Here is a 16,452-nt window from a genome sequence, read left to right on the forward strand (position 1 = left end):
GGTTGCGGGGCTGAGCAGGCTGCCGACTCAAGACCCAGCGTGCTCGCGGTCCTCTCGTCTTCTCCGCACGACCTTCCGACAGCGAACCACATCCCGCCGAGCAGCCGCCGTCACGTTGCGAGGCTTTGGTTGCGCGCCTGTGAGCGTCTGCTCGGCGGGATGCGGTGCGCGGTCTCCAGGCCGTACGGAGAAGACGAGAGGCCCGCTTTGTGGGTTTTCACCCCGCCTTGTACCGCCGGCGCTGGTCACTCCGCGTGTCCTGATCGACACCCGACCGCAACCGCTCACCCGACCCCCGTCGTTGAGCCTTCAGCCGCCTTTAGTTAGCCTCACCTTAGTTGAGGTGCGCGAATGACGGAGGGGGCAAGCGGTGGTCTCGGCTGGTCGCGTCACCCGCAGTGCGGGGCTGGTCGTGGCTGTGGGCTTGCTGGTGCTGGTGTGCCTGCTCAGCATCGCCGTCGGCGCCAGGAGCATTCCGCTGCCCGAGGTCTGGCAGGCCCTCTGGACCCGGGACGGCTCCACCGAGTCCCTGGTCATCCACGACCTGCGCATCCCGCGCACCCTGATCGGCCTCGGCGTCGGCGCCGCCCTGGGGCTGGCCGGCGCGCTCATGCAGGCGCTGACCCGCAACCCGCTCGCCGACCCCGGCCTGCTCGGCGTCAACCTCGGGGCCTCGGCCGCCGTGGTGATCGGGATCGGCTGGTTCGGGGTGGGCAGCGCCTCCGGTTATGTCTGGTTCGCCTTCGCTGGTGCGGCGGTGGCCTCGGTGCTGGTGTTCCTGCTCGGGTCGGCGGGGCGGCGGGCGGCGACGCCGGAGCGGCTGGTGCTCTCCGGGGTGGCCATCAGCGCGGTGCTCAGTGCGTTCATCTCCACGCTGATCCTGTTGGACAGCAAGACTTTCGACCAGTTCCGCTACTGGGTGGTCGGTGCGCTCGCCGGGCGCAAGATGGAGACCGTCTACGAGCTGGCCCCGTTCCTGCTCGTCGGGATCGTGCTCGCGCTGCTGCTCTCCCGCGCGCTCAACGCGGTTGCGCTGGGCGAGGAGGCCGGGCGCGCGCTGGGGGCCAACATCGGGCGGACCCGGTTCCTCGGCGCCATCGCGGTGACCCTGCTGTGCGGGGCCGCCACCGCGGCCGCCGGGCCGATCGGGTTCGTCGGGCTGGCCGTGCCGCACATGGTGCGCGGGTTCACCGGACCCGACCAACGCTGGCTGCTGCCCTACTCCACCATCCTCGCGCCCGTGCTGCTGCTCTCCGCCGACATCCTCGGCCGGGTGCTGCTCGCGCCGGGCGAACTGGAGGTCGGCGTGGTCACCGCCTTCCTCGGCGCGCCGGTGTTCATCCTGCTGGTGCGGCGCCGGAAGCTGGTGGCGGCATGACCCAGCTGGCCACCCGCCCCCGCCCGCGCCGGGTGCTGCGCAGCCGCGGCGGCTCCGTCTCGCTCCGGCTGCACGCGCGCAGCACCGCGGCCACCATCGGCCTGGTGCTGGCCATCCTGGTGATCGGCGTGCTCACGCTGACCATCGGCGAGTACGAGCTGACCGTCAGCCAGGTGCTCTCCGCGCTCGCCGGGGAGGGCGGCCGGGCCGCGCAGTACGTGATCACCGAGTTCCGGCTGCCGCGCTGGCTGACCGGCCTGCTGGTCGGCGCGGCGCTCGCGGTCAGTGGCGCGATCATGCAGAACCTGGCCCGCAATCCCTTGGGCAGCCCCGACTTCATCGGCTTCACCACGGGCGCGGCCACCGGCGGCATCCTGATGGTGCTGGCCGGGGCGGGCGCGGCGCAGCTGGCCTTCGGCGCGATCGCGGGCGGGGTGCTGACCGCGCTGGCCATGTACCTGCTGGCCTTCACCAAGGGCGTGCACGGCTCCCGGCTGGTGCTGGTCGGCGTCGGGGTCAACGCGATCCTGATCGCGGTCAACTCCTACCTGATCAGCCGCGCCAGCCTGCGCGACGCCACCGCCGCGCAGGCCTGGCTCACCGGCAGCCTCAACTCCCGTGGCTGGGAGCACGTGCTGCCGGTGACGGTCGCGCTGGCCCTGCTGCTGCCGATCGCCTTCGCCTACGGCCGCAGGCTTTCCCTGCTGGAGATGGGCGACGAGGCGGCCAGCTCGCTCGGCGTGCCGGTGCAGCGCAGCCGGGCCATCCTGATGATCACCAGCGTCGCGCTGGCCGGCGTCGCGGTCGCCTCGGCCGGGCCGATCGGGTTCGTGGCGCTGATGGCGCCGCAGCTGACCCGGCGGCTCACCAAGGCCGCCTCCGCGGTGTTGCTGCCGACCGCGCTGATGGGCGCGTTCGTGGTCTCCCTCAGCGACTTCGCGGCGCAACGGTTCTTCTCCCCGGTGGCGGTGCCGGTCGGGGTCATGACGGCGGCGGTCGGCGGGGTCTACCTCGCCTGGCTGCTGGCCACCGAATGGCGAGGAAGGTAGATCGGACCATGGCTGTGGAACGCACCGAACCCCGGCTGCACGCCGAGGATCTCACCCTGGCCTACGAGGCCCGGATCGTGGCCGAGGGACTCGGCGTGCGCATCCCGGACGGGTCCTTCACCGTGATCGTCGGCCCCAACGCCTGCGGCAAGTCCACCTTGCTCAAGGCGCTGTCCCGGATCCTCAAGCCCAAGGCCGGGTCCGTGCTGCTCGACGGCGCCGCGATCTCCTCCTACCCGGCCAAGGAGGTGGCGCGGCGGCTCGGCCTGCTGCCGCAGACCTCCATCGCGCCCAACGGGATCACCGTGGCCGACCTGGTCGCCCGCGGCCGCTACCCGCACCAGCGGCTGCTGCGCCAGTGGTCGCCGGAGGACGAGCTCGCGGTGTCCGAGGCGCTGCGGCTGACCGGGGTGGACGAGCTGGCCGAACGGTTCGTGGACGAGCTCTCCGGCGGGCAGCGGCAGCGGGTCTGGCTGGCCATGGTGCTGGCCCAGCAGACGCCGATCCTGCTGCTGGACGAGCCCACCACGTTCCTGGACATCGCGCACCAGGTCGAGGTGCTGGACCTGTGCGCGGACCTGCACGAGGACCGGGGGCACACCCTGGTCGCGGTGCTGCACGACCTCAACCACGCCTGCCGCTACGCCACCCACCTGATCGCCATGCGCGGCGGCCGGATCGTGGCCCAGGGCGACCCCAGGGAGATCGTCACCGCCGAGCTGGTGCAGGAGGTCTTCGGCCTGGCCTGCCGGGTGATCCCGTGCCCGGAGACCGGCACCCCGCTGGTGGTGCCCGCCCGCAGGGTCCGCGAGCAGACCCCGGTCACCGTCGTCGGCTGATCCAGTGTGGACGGTGGACCATTTGGGGCCTAAGGATCCGGTCCGAAAGACCACAGCGCCAAGCCTTGCCGCGCGGGCAGCGGTTTTGTCAGCATCGGCACCATGACCCGCCGCCCGGCCGCCGCGCTCCTGCTCGCAGGCGCGCTGCTGGCCGGGTGCGGCGCGGCCCAGCCCGGACTGGTGCAGCTGCGCTACAGCGCGGAAACCCCGGTGGCGGCGGCCGAGATCGCCGGATTCACCTGGGCCGTGCCGCGCGAACCGCGGTCGCTGGACTGGCCGCACGGCGGCGAGCCGCCTGAGGACACCGTCACCGCGAACCTGTGCGAGCCGCTGGCCGCCCTGGCCGCCGAGATCGACAACCCGGGACCGCTGACCCACGTCTACCGGCTGCGCCCCGGCGTCCGTCTGCACGACGGCACTACGCTGACCGCCGCGGACGCGGTGGCCAGCCTGCGCCGTTCAGCCGACCGGGCCTCCGGTGGCAGGCTGTCCCGCGGCTTCGACAAGGTCGAGAGCATCACCGAGACCGGCCCGCTGGAGGTCACCCTCCGGCTGCGCGCCCCCGACCCGCTGTTGAGCCGCACCCTGGCCGGGCGCGCCGGCACGGTGGCCAGCCGCGAACACCTCGCCGCCGGAGCACCGTCCACTTCGGATGGTTGCAGTGGACCGTTCCGGCTCGCCGAGTGGGTGCCCGGCTCGCACATCCTGCTGACCCGCTTCGATGGCTACTGGAACCCGGCGGCCCGCGCGCTGGCCGGCGCCGTCCGGTTCACCTTCGCCAGCGGTCCGGCGCTGGTCAACGGCCTGCTGGACGCCTCGATCGAGGGCAGCTACCTGGACAGTCCCACCGCCGTGGTCCGGCTCAGCCGCAGCCCCAGCGGCCGGGTCTACTTCGGCCACGGCAACTCCGTCGCCGCCCTGGACCCGGTGCCCGGCGGCGCGCTGGACAACCCGCGCCGCCGCCGCGCGCTGGCCCTGGCACTGGACCGCAAGGCCATCGCCCGTGAGGGGTTCGCCGGACTGGCCCAGCCCGCCGACCCACCGGTGCCCGAGGGCGGCGGCACCATCCTGGCCGCGGGCCCCAGCCCCCGGCTGCCGCTGACCGTGCTGGACGAAGCCCGCCGGCTCATCGCCGAGACCGAGCCGCTCGGCCAGGACCTGGTGATCCAGGGCGGCGGGGGAGTGGAAGCGGTCGCGACCGCCGCCGAGGTGCTCGCCGCCTGCGTCCGCATCGGCCTGCCCGCCCGCATCGGTTCGGACCAGCCGGACCTGGCACTGGTCAGCGGCGCGCCCACGCCCGCCGATCCGGCCTGGACCAGGTGGATCCCGCTGGTCCAGCTGCCGAACACGCTGTACCTGAACCACCGCATCACCGGCGCGCCCACCGGCGCGGGGTATCTCGATGAGGCCTGGGCGGCCCGGATCGGCCGCAGCAGGCACTGAGTGCGGGTCAGTGCAACGCGGCCCGCACGTCGTCGAACAGCTCGAAGGTGCGGAGCAGCCCGGTCGCGGCCAGCGGCCGGGTGACCGAGCGGGCGGTGGACACCAGGCGTAGCTTGACCGAGTTGGCCGAGGTGGAGCGTTCGAACTCCACCAGCGCGGCGAGTCCGCACGAGGCGAGGAAGGACACCCCGCTAAGGTCGAGGACCAGCAGCTTCGGCGCGGTGGCTAGTTGTTCGTCCAGCGCGGCGCGAAGACTGTCCACAGTCAGCAGGTCGACCTCGCCCACCGCGGTGAGCACCACCGCATCACCCGTGGTGCGCGAGGACAGCTGCAACATCTGCTGGCTGTCCTGCGGCTCGCCGGGTTCGTGCGTAGCTGGAATCACCCGCTCACCGTAACCCCTATGTTTGCTGAGCGACAACTAATGCGCGTCCGCTGAGCGACGTGTCCTCGATCGCCCGGACAAAACAGTCGGCCACCTCGGCGGCAGGCACCCCCCGATCCGCCACTCCCAGCGTCTCCCGGACCCACCCCGGCGCGATCAGGTTGACCCGCAACCCTCGCGGCAGTTCCGCCGCGGCCGCCGCCACGAACCCGGCCAGCCCCGCGTTGATCAACGCGCCAAAACTGGCCCCTGGCAACGGTTCGGTGAACGTGCCGCCGGTCAACGTGACCGACCCGCCGTCCCGCAACCGGGGAATCGCGGCGCGCAGCAACCGCACCTGCCCGAGCAGTTTCCCCTCCAGTCCCGTGGTGAACTCCGCCTCGTCCCCTTCGTGCACCAAAGTCAGCCCCCCGCTGGCCGCGCAACACACCACCGCGTCCAGCTCCGCCACCCCATCGAGCAACGCCACCACCGACTCCGCACGCGCCAGGTCGACCACAAGTTCACCCGACCGAGAAGCGCCCAGCACCGAATGCCCCCGCGCCCGCAACGCCCGCGCCACGGCCGTCCCGATGGTCCCGGACGCCCCCACCACCAACACCTTCACCAGACCTCCAACTCCGGCCAACGCGGCGCTCGCACCGGCGTCTCGGCCGCCATCGCTCTCGTCCAACACTCCCTCGATCGTGGCCGCCGACGGGTGGGCGTGCCTGCCCCTGTCAGGTGCAGGATGCTGACGGCATGGACACGGTGCTGGGCGAGTTCCTGCGGTCGCGCCGGGCGCGGCTGACGCCGGCCGCGGCCGGACTCACCGACTACGGCGACCGGCGGCGCGTGCCGGGGCTGCGCCGCGAGGAGCTGGCCCAGCTGGCCGGGGTGAGCGTCGGCTACTACACCCGCCTGGAACAGGGCCTGAACCACAACGCGTCCGAGTCGGTGCTGGACGCGCTGGCCGCCGCGCTGCGCCTGGACGCCGACGAACGCGCCCACCTGCACACCCTGGCCCGCCCCAGGCCCAAGGCCGGCCGTAGGCACGGCCCGGAACACCTCCAGCCCCACCTGCGCAGCCTGGTAAGCACGGTCAACCTGCCCGCGCTGATCCTGGGCCGTCATACTCACGTGCTGGCCTGGAACCCGCCGGCGCACACCCTGCTGGCCGCCCACCTGGACTTCCGCGCCCCCGAGGACCCGGCCACCCGCCCCAACTGGGCCAGGCTGTTCTTCCTGGACCCGCGCCTGCGCGAGCTGTTCGGCGACTGGGCGGACAAGGCCAAGGACACCGTGGCCGATCTACGGCAGATCGCCGGGCGCGACCGCGGCGACCCGGGACTGGCCAGGCTGATCGACGAGCTGACCCGGTGCAGTCCCGAGTTCGCCGAGCTGTGGTCCGGCCACCCGGTGCGCGGCTGCGCCAGCCACACCAGGGAGTACCGGCATCCGCGGGTTGGCCCGCTCGTCCTGGCCGACGACCTGCTGACCCTGCCGGACACCGACGGTCAGCGGCTGGCGCTCTTCCACGCCGAGCCCGGGTCGGCATCGGCGGCCGCGTTGGCGCTGCTCAGCGGTACTGCCCGGCGCGCCGGGGAGGTGCTTGCGGTATGACAAATGCTTAAGGTTAGAATCCTTGCCTCATGGCAAAGAACTGGTTGGGTTAGCTCGCGGAGGGTGGGAATGCGATGGCTGCTAGGCCGTGTCCTCCCGCTGTGCTTCCAGCCCACCGGACGCCGAGTGGAAGCTGGCGAGCCCGTGCAGCAGCGCGGTCTGCTCAGCCGGGTTCATGGCCCCCAGCACCCGTCCCAGCTCGGCCTGTCGCGCGCCCCGCAGCTGCTCCAGCAGCCGGGAACCGTCCTTGGTGAGTTCCAGCGACACCTCTCGCCGGTCCGCCAGGTTCGATCGCCGCGCCAGCAGTCCCGCGGCCTGCAGCCGGTCGCACAACCGGCTCGCCGAGGACGGGATCGCACCGAGCTCCTCGGCCAGCTTGCCCAGCGTGATCGACTGGTGCCGCTCGACGACGACCAGCGCGCCCAGCTGCGAGGCCGAAACCTTCGGGTGGACACTCTCCGCGGCGCGCCCCCACACGATGACCAGTGTTTCCGCCGCAGCCTCCACCGCGGCCGCAAGCTCGGCCGGACGGTGACTGTGGTTCCGAACCAGGGCTTTACTCCACTCAGGCAGGTGTCGTGACATGCGAACCAACCGTCTCGCCTTCGCTGAGCGTGCCATGCTCTGCGCCCCGGCGCACGATCTGGGTGATGTCCTGGCAGACATTCTCCACACTGAGTATGGGGCCACCAGCACTGAGGTGTTCCTCGCCGACTACCGGATGCTCGCCCTGCAGCCGCTGCGCGCGGAGAACCCGGCCCCGATGGCCATCGCGGGCACCCCGGCCGGCCTGGCCTTCGGCGGCCAGGAGCCGGTGCGCCGAACCGAGGGCGCCGAGGAGGTCTGGTACCTGCCGATGACGGTGCGTGGCGACCGCTTCGGCGTGCTGCGGGTCACCTTCGCCGACCCGTCCGACGACGACACCGCCGAGGAACTGACCGACCTGGCGCACGCCGCGACCCAGGCCTTCCAGGTCGCCGAGGCCGCCACCGACCGCTTCCGCCTGGCCCGCCGAGCCGAACGCCTGACCCTGGCCGCCGAGATCCAGTGGCAGCTGCTCCCCGGCCGGGGCCTGGACCGCGAGGAGTTCAGCCTGGCAGGCCAGCTCGAACCGGCCTACGCCGTCCGCGGCGACAACTTCGACTGGACCGCCGACGCCGACGCCCTGACCATCGCCGTCACCAACGGCATGGGCGAAAGCGTCGACGCCGCCCTGCTGACCAGCCTGGCCATCAACGCCCTGCGCAACGCCAGGAGAGCGGGCGTCAGCCTCCCCGACCAGGCGGCCCTGGCCGACCAGGCCATCTGGTCCCAGTACGGCGGCCGCCAGCACGTCTCCACCCTGCTGCTCCACCTGGACATCGCCGACGGCCGGGTCACCGCCATCGACGCCGGCTCGCCCCGGATCTGGCGCCTCCGCGATGGCGAGGTCGAACCCGTGCACCTGGAGCCCCAACTCCCGCTGGGCATGTTCGACAGCACCGTCTACGTCGAACAGGAGTTCAACGTCCGCCCCGGCGACCGCCTGTTCCTGCTCAGCGACGGCATCTTCGAGTCCGTCTACGAAGGCCGCCGCTACGCCGACAACCTGGAACGCATGCTCCGCGCCACCGCCAGCCTTCCCCCGGGCGAGGCGATCCGGGCGCTGCTGCACGACCTGCGCGCCTTCTGCCAGGACCAGTACCTGGACGACGACGCGGTGGGCGTCTGCCTGGACTGGACGGGGAAGGACTAGCGACCGCAGGGCGAAGCCCGCGAGCAGGCGGCGGGCTGGCTTTTCAAAACCTGTCCGAAGTCTTGAGGTTCCCCATGCCCGTCAACCTGGAGAAAACTAACCACATCCCAGCCCACGGACGCACACAGCAACCGCCGCCAAGGCCACGCAACGCAAGGGCGGCCGTGGGCTGGGATGTGGTTTGATTTCGGAAGGTTGACGGGCATGGGGAACCTCAAGACCACGCCTGCGTCTTGGCCTTTGACTTTGATTTTCCCCCCCATGCTTTGATCTCTGCCCGTCCGGCGAGGACGCTCTTGACTTTGATCTTCGCTTGAAAACCTAAGATCAAAAGCAAAAGAATGTCCTCGCCGGACGGGCAGACCCCCGGAGGGGTTGACAAGTCAAAAGCCGGGACGAGCAGGTTGCGGGGCGGGGTTTGGGTTGCCGACTCAAGACCCAGCGTGCTCGCGGTCCTCTCGTCTTCTCCGCACGACCTTCCGACAGCGAACCACATCCCACCGACCAGCCGCCGTCACGCTGCGAGGGTTCGGCGGCGGTTGCTGTGAGCGTCTGCTCGGCGGGATGCGGTTAGCAGTCTCCAGGCCGTACGGAGAAGACGAGAGAACCTCTTCGTGGGTTTTCACCCCGGCCCAACTACACCAATCCGTTCAAATGCGCGTACACCACCGCATGTACCCGATCCCGCAATCCCAGCTTCGCCAATATTCGCGACACATGCGTCTTCACCGTCTCATCCCCCACGTGCAATGCCGTCGCGATCTCCGCATTGCTGTGCGCCCGGGCCATCAGCAGCAACACTTCCCGCTCCCGAGCCGTCAGCGAGTCCAACCCGGGTGCCGACGCGGGCGGCGCGATGCTCCCCGCGAACCGGGAGATCAACCGCTGCGTCACCGACGGATCGATCAACGCGTCCCCGCGCGCCGCCACCCGGATCGCGGTCAGCAGCTCCTCCGGCGGCAAGCTCTTCAACAGGAACCCGCTCGCCCCCGCGCGCAGTGCCCGGTACACGTACTCGTCGTTGTCATAAGTCGTCAGCACCACGACTTTGGTCCGGTTGTCGGGCGCGGCCAGGATCGCCTCGGTGGCGCTCAAGCCATCCACCTTCGGCATCCGGATGTCCAGCATCGCCACATCCGGGCGCAACCGGGCCACCTCGGCCACTGCCGCGCGGCCGTCCGCCGCCTCGCCGACGCATTCCAGGTCCGGTTGTGTGGTCAACAGCGCTCGCAGTCCGGATCGCAGCATCGCGTGGTCGTCGGCCAGCAGTACCCGCACCGTCACGCCCGGACCTCCAGTGGCTCCAACGGAAATGTCACCGAGGTCTGCCAAGTTCGGCCGTCCTCGGTGACGCCGTAGGTGGTGACTCCGTCGAACATGCCTGCCCTGCTCCGGATGCCGGCCAGGCCGCGTCTGCCGCTGGACTCCGGGTCGCGGGTCGTCTTGGCGGCCACCGTGTTGCGGGTGGTCAGCTCCAGGGCGCCCTCGCGGAACTCCAGTGCCACGTCGACTCCGCGAGAGTCGCCGTGCCGCAGGGCGTTGGTGAGCATCTCCTGGATGATCCGGTACAGCGTGATGCCCAGGGAGTCCGGTACCGCGCGGGGTTCGCCGCCGGTGCGCAGGCGGGCCGGGATGCCTGCCGCGCGTACGCCGTCGAAGAGTTCGTCCAGGTTGTCCAGGCCTGGTTGGCGGGCGCCGTCCAGGTTGTCGCCGTGCAGCAGGTCCAGCAGGTGGCGCAGGTCGATCATGGCGGACTGGCTGGCGGTTTCCACCGCGCTCAGGGAGCTGGCCACGGCCTCGGCGCCGGGGGCCAGGTTCAGGCGGGCGGCGCCGGCGTGCAGGTTGATCGCGCTGACGTGGTGGGCGATCACGTCGTGCAGGTCCCTGGCGATGGCGCTGCGCTCCTTGGCGATCGCCTGTGCCATGGCCTCTTCGGCGTCCCGGCGTTCCCGTTCGGCGCGCTGTTCCAGCTCGGCCAGGTGGGCGCGGCGAGCCGTGGTGTAGCGGCCGACCAGCCAGGGCAGCACCGCGCCGGAGAGCACCGCCACCGGCCACAGGTGCCAGACCTCGGGGCGGCGCATCAGCTGGACGGCCACCCTGCTGATCACCAGCACGCCCAGCGCGGTCCACGCGTGCCAGCCGGAAAGCCAGGCCCCGGCCCGATATCCGGCGATCATCAGGCCCGCGTCGTTGCCGTGCACCGGCAACATCGCCGCGGTCATGTGCACGATTCCGTGCAGGGCGGCCATGATCCCGGAGTTCCGGGCCGGGCCGGCCAGGCCGGCGTCGGCCAGCACGATCGCACCCAGCATCACCCAGGTGTCCCAGGTGGTGGCGCAGCCGGTGAGCAGGAACAGCACCGAGTCGGTCAGCAGGGCCACCGCCGCGACCAGCACCGACTGCCGGGACAGCGACCGGCTCGGCTCGTCGGTGGTCAAGCGCATCGCACCGCTCCTTCCCCTGGGCCACGGCAGCGGACCCTGAGATGATCCGGCACCGTCCCCCGGCGCCGAGTCCCCCGTGTGGGGGAGGCCGGATCACCCGCCGCCGTGACGCCCCCGGCCCCCGGCCGACCCTAACGTCCAGCGGCGATGGACATCTCCGCGAACCGGCGGCGCGGCGCGCTGGTCACCCTGCTCTGCGCGCTCGGGCTGCTGCTCGGCGCCGGTGCCGCGCACGCCGACGGCGCGGACCGCGGCGCGGACATCCAGGTCGCGCAGACCCTCGGCGAGCGTGAGCTGACCGTGGTGATCCGCGCGGTCGAACCGGTGCCGGGGCCGGTGCACGTCGACGTGGTCACGCACGCCGGCAGTCCGCCCGGCGAGCTCGCGCTGCGGCTGTCCAGCTCGGGCGTGCGGTTCAGCGCGACCCGCGTCCGCCTGGGCGCTGTCCCGGGTTTCCACCGCGCCACACTGAGCGTGGACCGCGCCGGGCCGTGGGAGCTCGCCGTCGACGACGGCAGCCGCACCGCCACCATCCCGTTCGTGGTGCCCGCAAAAGTCAAGTCCCCAGCGGAGAACACCGTCTACGGCGGGTTCGTCGCCGCCGGGATCCTGTTGCTGGTGGCCCTGTTCCTCGCCCTGCGCGGCCACGCCCTGATCGCGCTGGCCCCGGCCGCGGGCCTGGTCGCCGCGCTCGCGGTCGCGGTCACCGCGGCGCTGCTGTCGGCCACCGTGCCGCCGCCGCCCGCGCCCGGCTCGGTGCAGGACCCGACCTACGACAGCGTCGCCGACCCCTACGCCCGCACCCAGCAACCTGCCGTCGACCCGGCCCGGCCACCGGTCACCGTGCTCGCCGACCAGGTCGGCGAGGACCTGCGGCTCACCCTCGCCGACAGCGCCACCGGCCAGCCCGTTGACGACCTGCTGGTGCACGACAACGCCTTGGTGCACCTCGCGGTGGTCTCGCCGTCGGGTCGCCTGTGGCACCTGCACCCGATCCGGGTCGGCCCCGGCGACTACCGCGCCCGGCTGATCGCGCCGGAGACCGGCCGCTACGCCGTGGCCGCCGAGCTCGCCCGGCGCGGCGGCGGCCGCCAGCTGGCCCGGACCTCGGTGCGCCTCAACGAGATCGCGCCCAGCACCGCCCAGCTGGAACCGGTCGAGCTGCACCGGCGGATCGAAGCGGCAGGCACGCCGAGCACGCTCACCGCCCGCTTCGGCACCGCGGATCTCCAGCCCTGGCTGGGCATGCTGGGCCACCTCATCGTGGTCGGGCCGGTGCGCGGGGAGATCGCGGACGCCCCGGTGTGGGCGCACGTGCACTCGATGATCCCGCCGACACCCGGGCAGCCGGGCAAGCCGGATGAGAGCGTGGCCGCCTACGGCCCGGACGTGCCGTTCACCTACACCTTCCCGCTACCCGGCCGCTACCTGGTGTGGGGGCAGGCCGAACGCGGCTACGCGGTGCGCACGGTCGCGGCGGAGATCACCGTGCCGGAGGCGGCCCGATGAAGAAGGTGGTTCTCCTTGCCGCGGCGGGACTTCTGCTGCTCGGCGGGGCGCTGTTCGTGTGCTGGCCGCGCGCCGGGGCCGGGGCCACCACCGCCCAGCAGAGCACGCCCAAGCACACCGTGGCGCTGTCCATCGCCGACCCGAAACCCGGCGACAACACCGTCACCCTGGCCGTCACCGACCGCGAGGGCAGGCCCGCCGCGGTGGACCGGGTCAGCCTGGAGCCGGTGATGCCGCAGATGGGCCACGCGCTCGCCCCGGTCGGCGCGCAGGCCGAGGCACCCGGCCGGTTCCGGGCGCACGGGTTCCTGTTCCACATGTCCGGTCCCTGGCAGCTGACCGTGGTGCTGCACGGGGCCGCCGGCACCGACCGGGTTGTTTTTCCCTTGCTGGTCAAGTGAAAGGGACACCAATGGAGACGACCGCGCCGAAAGGGTTGGTAGCGGCCGGTTTTGTGCTCGGCGGCAGCCTGCTCTCGCTGACCGGGCTGACCTGGGACATCCAGTGGCACAGCGATGTCGGTCCGGACACCTTCTTCACCCTGCCGCACCTGTTCCTGTACTCCGGCAGCGCGATCGCCGGTATCGCCAGCCTGGTGGTGGTGCTGCTGACCACCGCGGCCCAGCGCGGCGGCCGGCCGGTGGATCCGCTGGTCGGTGGCCGCGCGGTGGGCGTGTTCGGGCGCACCTTCGCCGCCCCGGTCGGCTACCTGATCTGCGGGCTGGGCGCGGCCTCGTTCCTGCTGTACGGCCTGTGGGACCAGTGGTGGCACTCGCTGTACGGCTTCGACGCGGTGATCGCCTCGCCACCGCACATCGGCCTGCTGCTGTCCATCTCCATCACCATGATCGGCGCGGTGATGGTGTTCGCGGTCGCCCGGTCCTACCGCTGGGGCGCGATCGGCACCCTGGTCGGCCTCGCCGTGCTGCTCGCCTTCAGCACGGTGATCACCATCGGCCTCGGCGAGCTGCCCGCCGCCCCGGTCAACCCGATCGCCACGGGCACCGCGTTCCTGTGCGTGCTGGTGGTGATCATCGGCGCGAGAGTGCTGGACCGGCCAGGTGGCGCGATCGGCGTGGCCGCGGTGCTGGCGGTGTTGCAGGCGGTGTTCTGGTGGTTCTCGCCGTGGGCGGCCAAGACCTACGCGGACGCGATTGGGCTGCCGGTGCGCGACTTCGTCAGTGAGGTGCCGGGCATGCCCTCGCTGTGGCCGATCTGCCTGCTGCTGGTCGGCGGTGGGCTGGAGCTGTGGCTGGCCGCGGCGCGGCGCGGCGGTGCTCGGCTGACCAGGGTGGGCGCGCTGGCGGGGGGAGTGGCGGGGCTGGTGGTCGGCGGTCTCGCCCCGGTGCAGGCCTCGCTGTTGCGCGGGCTCGCGCTGCCGGGCGCGGAAGTGTTGGTCAGCACCGCGATCGCCAGCCTGGTGCTCGGCGTGCTCGGGGGATTCCTGGGTGTGCGGTTCGGCGGGATGCTGCGGCAGCTCGCCCCGGTGCGGGAAGGGTGAACGGAATGCGCAGGACACTGGCCGCGCTGCTGGGCGCGATCGGACTGCTGGTCGGCTCGGCCGCGCCGGCACTGGCCTACGAGCCGGTGAACGTGGTGCACGCCGAGCCAGTCCAAGCTGGGCCGTACAAGCTGACGGTCGGGTTCAGCACCTGGCCGGTGAAAGCCTTGCAGTCACTGGACTTCAGCTTCATGCCCGAGGGCGGCATCCAGGGCCGCACCGGCACGCTGAGCATCATGGGGCCAGGCGTGAGCCGGGAACGCCCCCGGCCGCTGGTGCGGCACCCGCGCAAGCGGGAGGTGTGGGGACTGGACGTGCAGAGCCTGCCCAGCGAGGGCGACTGGACGTTCAAGTTCACCGTCAACGGCGCCGAGGGCTCCGGCACGGGGCAGCTGACCCTGCCCGTGCTGGAGCAACCCGGCCCGCCGATGGCGCTGAGCTGGTCGATCAGCACCCTGCCGCTGTTCGGTCTGGTGGCACTATTGGTGATCGCTTGGCGCCGCAGCACACCCGAAGCGGCGCCCGCGCCCGGCTAGCGCCGGATCTTCCGCAGCAGCAACAACACTACGAGCACCGCGAGGCCGCCGAGGGCCAGCGGCACGAACTCGGCGGCCTTGTGCATCTTCTCCTCGGCCCGCCGGTTCAGCTCGTCCACGGTCTGCCCGAGCTGCGCCCGGGTGTGCTCGACCTGGTGCTGCAGTTCCTCAACCTGGTCGGTGCCGCTCATCGCAGCGTCCCTTCCTGGATCAGCTCCATGTCCTTGCGCACGTTGGCCCGTGCCTGCTCAGGGATCGGCGGCACGGCCCGCTTGAGCTGCGCGCGCCCGGCCAGCGCCAGAATCCCGGCGATCACCAGGATCCCCGCCCCGACCACAAGTGCGGACGCCCACGGCACCAGCACCGTGGCCAGCAACAACACCAGCCCCGCGATCACCGCCGCCAGTCCGTACAACGCCAGCAACCCAGCCGCGCCGGCCAGCCCCGCGCCGACCCCGGCCTTCTTGCCCTTCTCCTGCAGTTCGGCCCTGGCCAGCGCCATCTCTTCCCGGACAAGCGTGCTGACCTGCTCCGTCAAGCTCTTGACCAGCTCTCCAGTGGACCGCTGGTCAGCGTGCTCCACAACGGGTCTCATCCTCCGCGCTCCTTCCAGCGACTGCAATCGGAGTAACCCCAGGGCGCGAAGCGAAACCCCCCGTTTCCGCAGGCAGCATCCGGGGCACTGCCAGCACATGGAGACCATCGAACCCACACCCTTACGCCGCGCCTCCGCGACCGCAGCCGACGAGGGCCGAGCCACGCCCGAACAACTGCACGCGGAGGCGCTGGCAGCGTGCCTGTGGCATGCCGTGACCGAGGCCGCCGGGAGGCTGAAGCTGGAGCCGGGGGAGTTCACGGTGGAGGTGGAGTCGCAGATCGCCAGCGGCTTGAACGGTGAGTACAGCGTTGAGGTGGTGGCGAAGGTTGCGGTGCCGGGGCTCGATGAGAGGGACAGCCACCGGTTGGTCCGGGAAGCGGATCGCTTGTGGCCGTATACCAGCGGCAACTGGGGACGGATCGCGATCAGAGTTGGACTTGTCGATAGTGAACATTAATCGAGCGGTGAGTTTTGTGATTTTGTTTGGGGGGAGGCCATGCCTTAAGCTAGCCCGGCGATTGGGCAGGCCTGCGGCGCCTGCCCCTTCAGCCCAATGTGGCATGGCCTAGGGGCCCCAAACCAAATCGCAAAACTCACCGAGCAGCGCGAACAGGTTGCGATAGCCATATCGCGGACCAGCGGTAGATTCTATGATTTGGTTTGGGGTCCCTAGGCCATCCCTGATTGGGCTGAAGGGGCAGGCTGGTGAGGCCTGCCCAATCGCTGGGCTAGCTTACGGGATGGCCTCCCCCCAAACAAAATCACAGAATCTACCGTTCGCTTATGGTGATGCTGTTCCTGGCGATCCTGAAGCCCACATCGTCGATGGCGTAGGTGGGATGGCTCTTGCGGCGCACTCCCGCTCGGACGCTCCAGTGTTCGTCCAGCCAGCCGCCGCCTCTGAGGACTCGGTAGCTGCCATAGACCTCTGGGTCGTACAGGTCCCAGCACCATTCCCAGACGTTGCCGAGCATGTCGTGCAGGCCCCAGGCGTTGGGCTGCTTCTCGCCTACTGGGTGGACTTGTTCGTTAGAGTTGTCGCGGTGCCAGGCTATGTCGTCCAGGTTGCCGTATCTGGGGGCTTTTGTTCCTGCTTGGCAGGCGTATTGCCATTCGGCTTCAGTGGGGAGTCTGTAGCCGGTTGCGGTTTTGTCCCATTCGATGTTTTCACTGTCAAGATGGTATGCTGGAGTTAGTCTTTCTTGGTGCGAGAGTTTGTTGCAGAAGGTGATCGCGTCCCGCCAGGAGACTGATTCCACCGGGAGGTTTTCGCCCTTGGTGGTGCTTGGGCGGGTGCCGGTGACTTCCGCGTACTGGGACTGGGTGACCTGGTGGGTGGCGATTTGGTATGGGGCCAGGTCGACCTGCCAGGTTTGCTGGGTTCGGCGGTCGGTGAGGGTTACCTGTCCTGGGGGGACGGCGATCAGCTTCAT

Annotated in this window: 19 protein-coding genes; 11 read left to right on the top strand and 8 right to left on the bottom strand. The window is 70.9% G+C overall.

The features are described from left to right. Positions 1-412 precede the first annotated feature (412 nt). The 4 genes from ACWDY5_RS25315 to ACWDY5_RS25330 all read left to right on the top strand — a co-directional run bounded on the left by ACWDY5_RS25315 (position 413) and on the right by ACWDY5_RS25330 (position 4,709). Complete coding sequence (locus ACWDY5_RS25315; RefSeq protein ID WP_449724648.1) at positions 413-1,378, top strand: FecCD family ABC transporter permease; 966 nt, start codon at positions 413-415, stop codon at positions 1,376-1,378. After that, on the top strand, positions 1,375-2,427 hold the full coding sequence (locus tag ACWDY5_RS25320) for a FecCD family ABC transporter permease (protein ID WP_449724649.1): 1,053 nt from the start codon (positions 1,375-1,377) through the stop codon (positions 2,425-2,427). Before ACWDY5_RS25315 ends, ACWDY5_RS25320 begins: the two co-directional genes overlap by 4 nt. Before the next feature lie 8 nt (positions 2,428-2,435). Beyond that, positions 2,436-3,266 (top strand): ABC transporter ATP-binding protein, encoded by an 831-nt coding sequence (locus ACWDY5_RS25325; protein WP_449724650.1) that lies wholly within the window; start codon positions 2,436-2,438, stop codon positions 3,264-3,266. Between the two features lie 102 nt (positions 3,267-3,368). Further along, positions 3,369-4,709, top strand: a complete 1,341-nt coding sequence (locus ACWDY5_RS25330; protein ID WP_449724651.1) for an ABC transporter substrate-binding protein — start codon at positions 3,369-3,371, stop codon at positions 4,707-4,709. Between the two features lie 7 nt (positions 4,710-4,716). On the opposite strand, the gene ACWDY5_RS25335 is transcribed toward ACWDY5_RS25330, so the two are convergent. Then, positions 4,717-5,094 (bottom strand): STAS domain-containing protein, encoded by a 378-nt coding sequence (locus tag ACWDY5_RS25335; RefSeq protein ID WP_449724652.1) that lies wholly within the window; start codon positions 5,092-5,094, stop codon positions 4,717-4,719. 16 nt (positions 5,095-5,110) lie between these two features. After that, complete coding sequence (locus ACWDY5_RS25340) at positions 5,111-5,686, bottom strand: SDR family oxidoreductase (RefSeq protein ID WP_449724653.1); 576 nt, start codon at positions 5,684-5,686, stop codon at positions 5,111-5,113. Positions 5,687-5,835: 149 nt separating this feature from the next. Here ACWDY5_RS25340 and ACWDY5_RS25345 point away from each other — a divergent pair, with 149 nt between their 5' ends. Next, positions 5,836-6,696 carry an MmyB family transcriptional regulator gene (locus ACWDY5_RS25345; RefSeq protein WP_449724654.1) on the top strand — a complete coding sequence of 287 codons (861 nt, stop codon included), beginning with the start codon at positions 5,836-5,838 and terminating at the stop codon, positions 6,694-6,696. Positions 6,697-6,777: 81 nt separating this feature from the next. Here ACWDY5_RS25345 and ACWDY5_RS25350 read toward each other — a convergent pair whose 3' ends face one another. Continuing rightward, complete coding sequence (locus ACWDY5_RS25350) at positions 6,778-7,173, bottom strand: MarR family winged helix-turn-helix transcriptional regulator (RefSeq protein WP_449724655.1); 396 nt, start codon at positions 7,171-7,173, stop codon at positions 6,778-6,780. A 106-nt stretch (positions 7,174-7,279) separates the two neighbouring features. Here ACWDY5_RS25350 and ACWDY5_RS25355 point away from each other — a divergent pair, with 106 nt between their 5' ends. Then, on the top strand, positions 7,280-8,431 hold the full coding sequence (locus ACWDY5_RS25355) for a PP2C family protein-serine/threonine phosphatase (protein WP_449724656.1): 1,152 nt from the start codon (positions 7,280-7,282) through the stop codon (positions 8,429-8,431). Positions 8,432-9,067: 636 nt separating this feature from the next. Here the strand turns inward: ACWDY5_RS25355 and ACWDY5_RS25360 are convergent. Together ACWDY5_RS25360 and ACWDY5_RS25365 are read right to left on the bottom strand one after the other, a co-directional pair. Continuing rightward, entirely contained in the window at positions 9,068-9,715 is a 648-nt protein-coding gene (locus tag ACWDY5_RS25360) for a response regulator (protein WP_449724657.1), read from the bottom strand. Then, a complete protein-coding gene (locus ACWDY5_RS25365) occupies positions 9,712-10,875 on the bottom strand; it encodes a sensor histidine kinase (RefSeq protein ID WP_449724658.1) in 1,164 nt (387 codons plus the stop codon). Before ACWDY5_RS25365 ends, ACWDY5_RS25360 begins: the two co-directional genes overlap by 4 nt. Before the next feature lie 147 nt (positions 10,876-11,022). Between ACWDY5_RS25365 and ACWDY5_RS25370 the strand changes: the two genes are divergently transcribed. The 4 genes from ACWDY5_RS25370 to ACWDY5_RS25385 are packed head-to-tail and all read left to right on the top strand — an operon-like array spanning position 11,023 to position 14,421. After that, entirely contained in the window at positions 11,023-12,384 is a 1,362-nt protein-coding gene (locus ACWDY5_RS25370; protein ID WP_449724659.1) for a hypothetical protein, read from the top strand. Next, on the top strand, positions 12,381-12,785 hold the full coding sequence (locus tag ACWDY5_RS25375) for a FixH family protein (RefSeq protein ID WP_449724660.1): 405 nt from the start codon (positions 12,381-12,383) through the stop codon (positions 12,783-12,785). Before ACWDY5_RS25370 ends, ACWDY5_RS25375 begins: the two co-directional genes overlap by 4 nt. Positions 12,786-12,796: 11 nt before the next feature. Further along, complete coding sequence (locus tag ACWDY5_RS25380; protein WP_449724661.1) at positions 12,797-13,885, top strand: hypothetical protein; 1,089 nt, start codon at positions 12,797-12,799, stop codon at positions 13,883-13,885. A 5-nt stretch (positions 13,886-13,890) separates the two neighbouring features. Next, complete coding sequence (locus ACWDY5_RS25385) at positions 13,891-14,421, top strand: hypothetical protein (RefSeq protein WP_449724662.1); 531 nt, start codon at positions 13,891-13,893, stop codon at positions 14,419-14,421. Here the strand turns inward: ACWDY5_RS25385 and ACWDY5_RS25390 are convergent. Together ACWDY5_RS25390 and ACWDY5_RS25395 are read right to left on the bottom strand one after the other, a co-directional pair. After that, on the bottom strand, positions 14,418-14,612 hold the full coding sequence (locus ACWDY5_RS25390) for a DUF3618 domain-containing protein (RefSeq protein WP_449724663.1): 195 nt from the start codon (positions 14,610-14,612) through the stop codon (positions 14,418-14,420). The two genes, ACWDY5_RS25385 and ACWDY5_RS25390, sit on opposite strands and share 4 nt — an antisense overlap. After that, positions 14,609-15,016, bottom strand: coding sequence for a phage holin family protein (locus tag ACWDY5_RS25395; RefSeq protein WP_252485576.1), 408 nt, complete (start codon positions 15,014-15,016; stop codon positions 14,609-14,611). The genes ACWDY5_RS25390 and ACWDY5_RS25395 overlap by 4 nt, the downstream gene beginning before the upstream one ends. A 97-nt stretch (positions 15,017-15,113) precedes the next feature. Between ACWDY5_RS25395 and ACWDY5_RS25400 the strand changes: the two genes are divergently transcribed. After that, positions 15,114-15,476, top strand: coding sequence for an OsmC family protein (locus ACWDY5_RS25400; RefSeq protein ID WP_449724664.1), 363 nt, complete (start codon positions 15,114-15,116; stop codon positions 15,474-15,476). 313 nt (positions 15,477-15,789) lie between these two features. On the opposite strand, the gene ACWDY5_RS25405 is transcribed toward ACWDY5_RS25400, so the two are convergent. Further along, a complete protein-coding gene (locus ACWDY5_RS25405) occupies positions 15,790-16,452 on the bottom strand; it encodes a formylglycine-generating enzyme family protein (RefSeq protein ID WP_449724665.1) in 663 nt (220 codons plus the stop codon).

The organism is Crossiella sp. NPDC003009 (genome assembly GCF_053591555.1).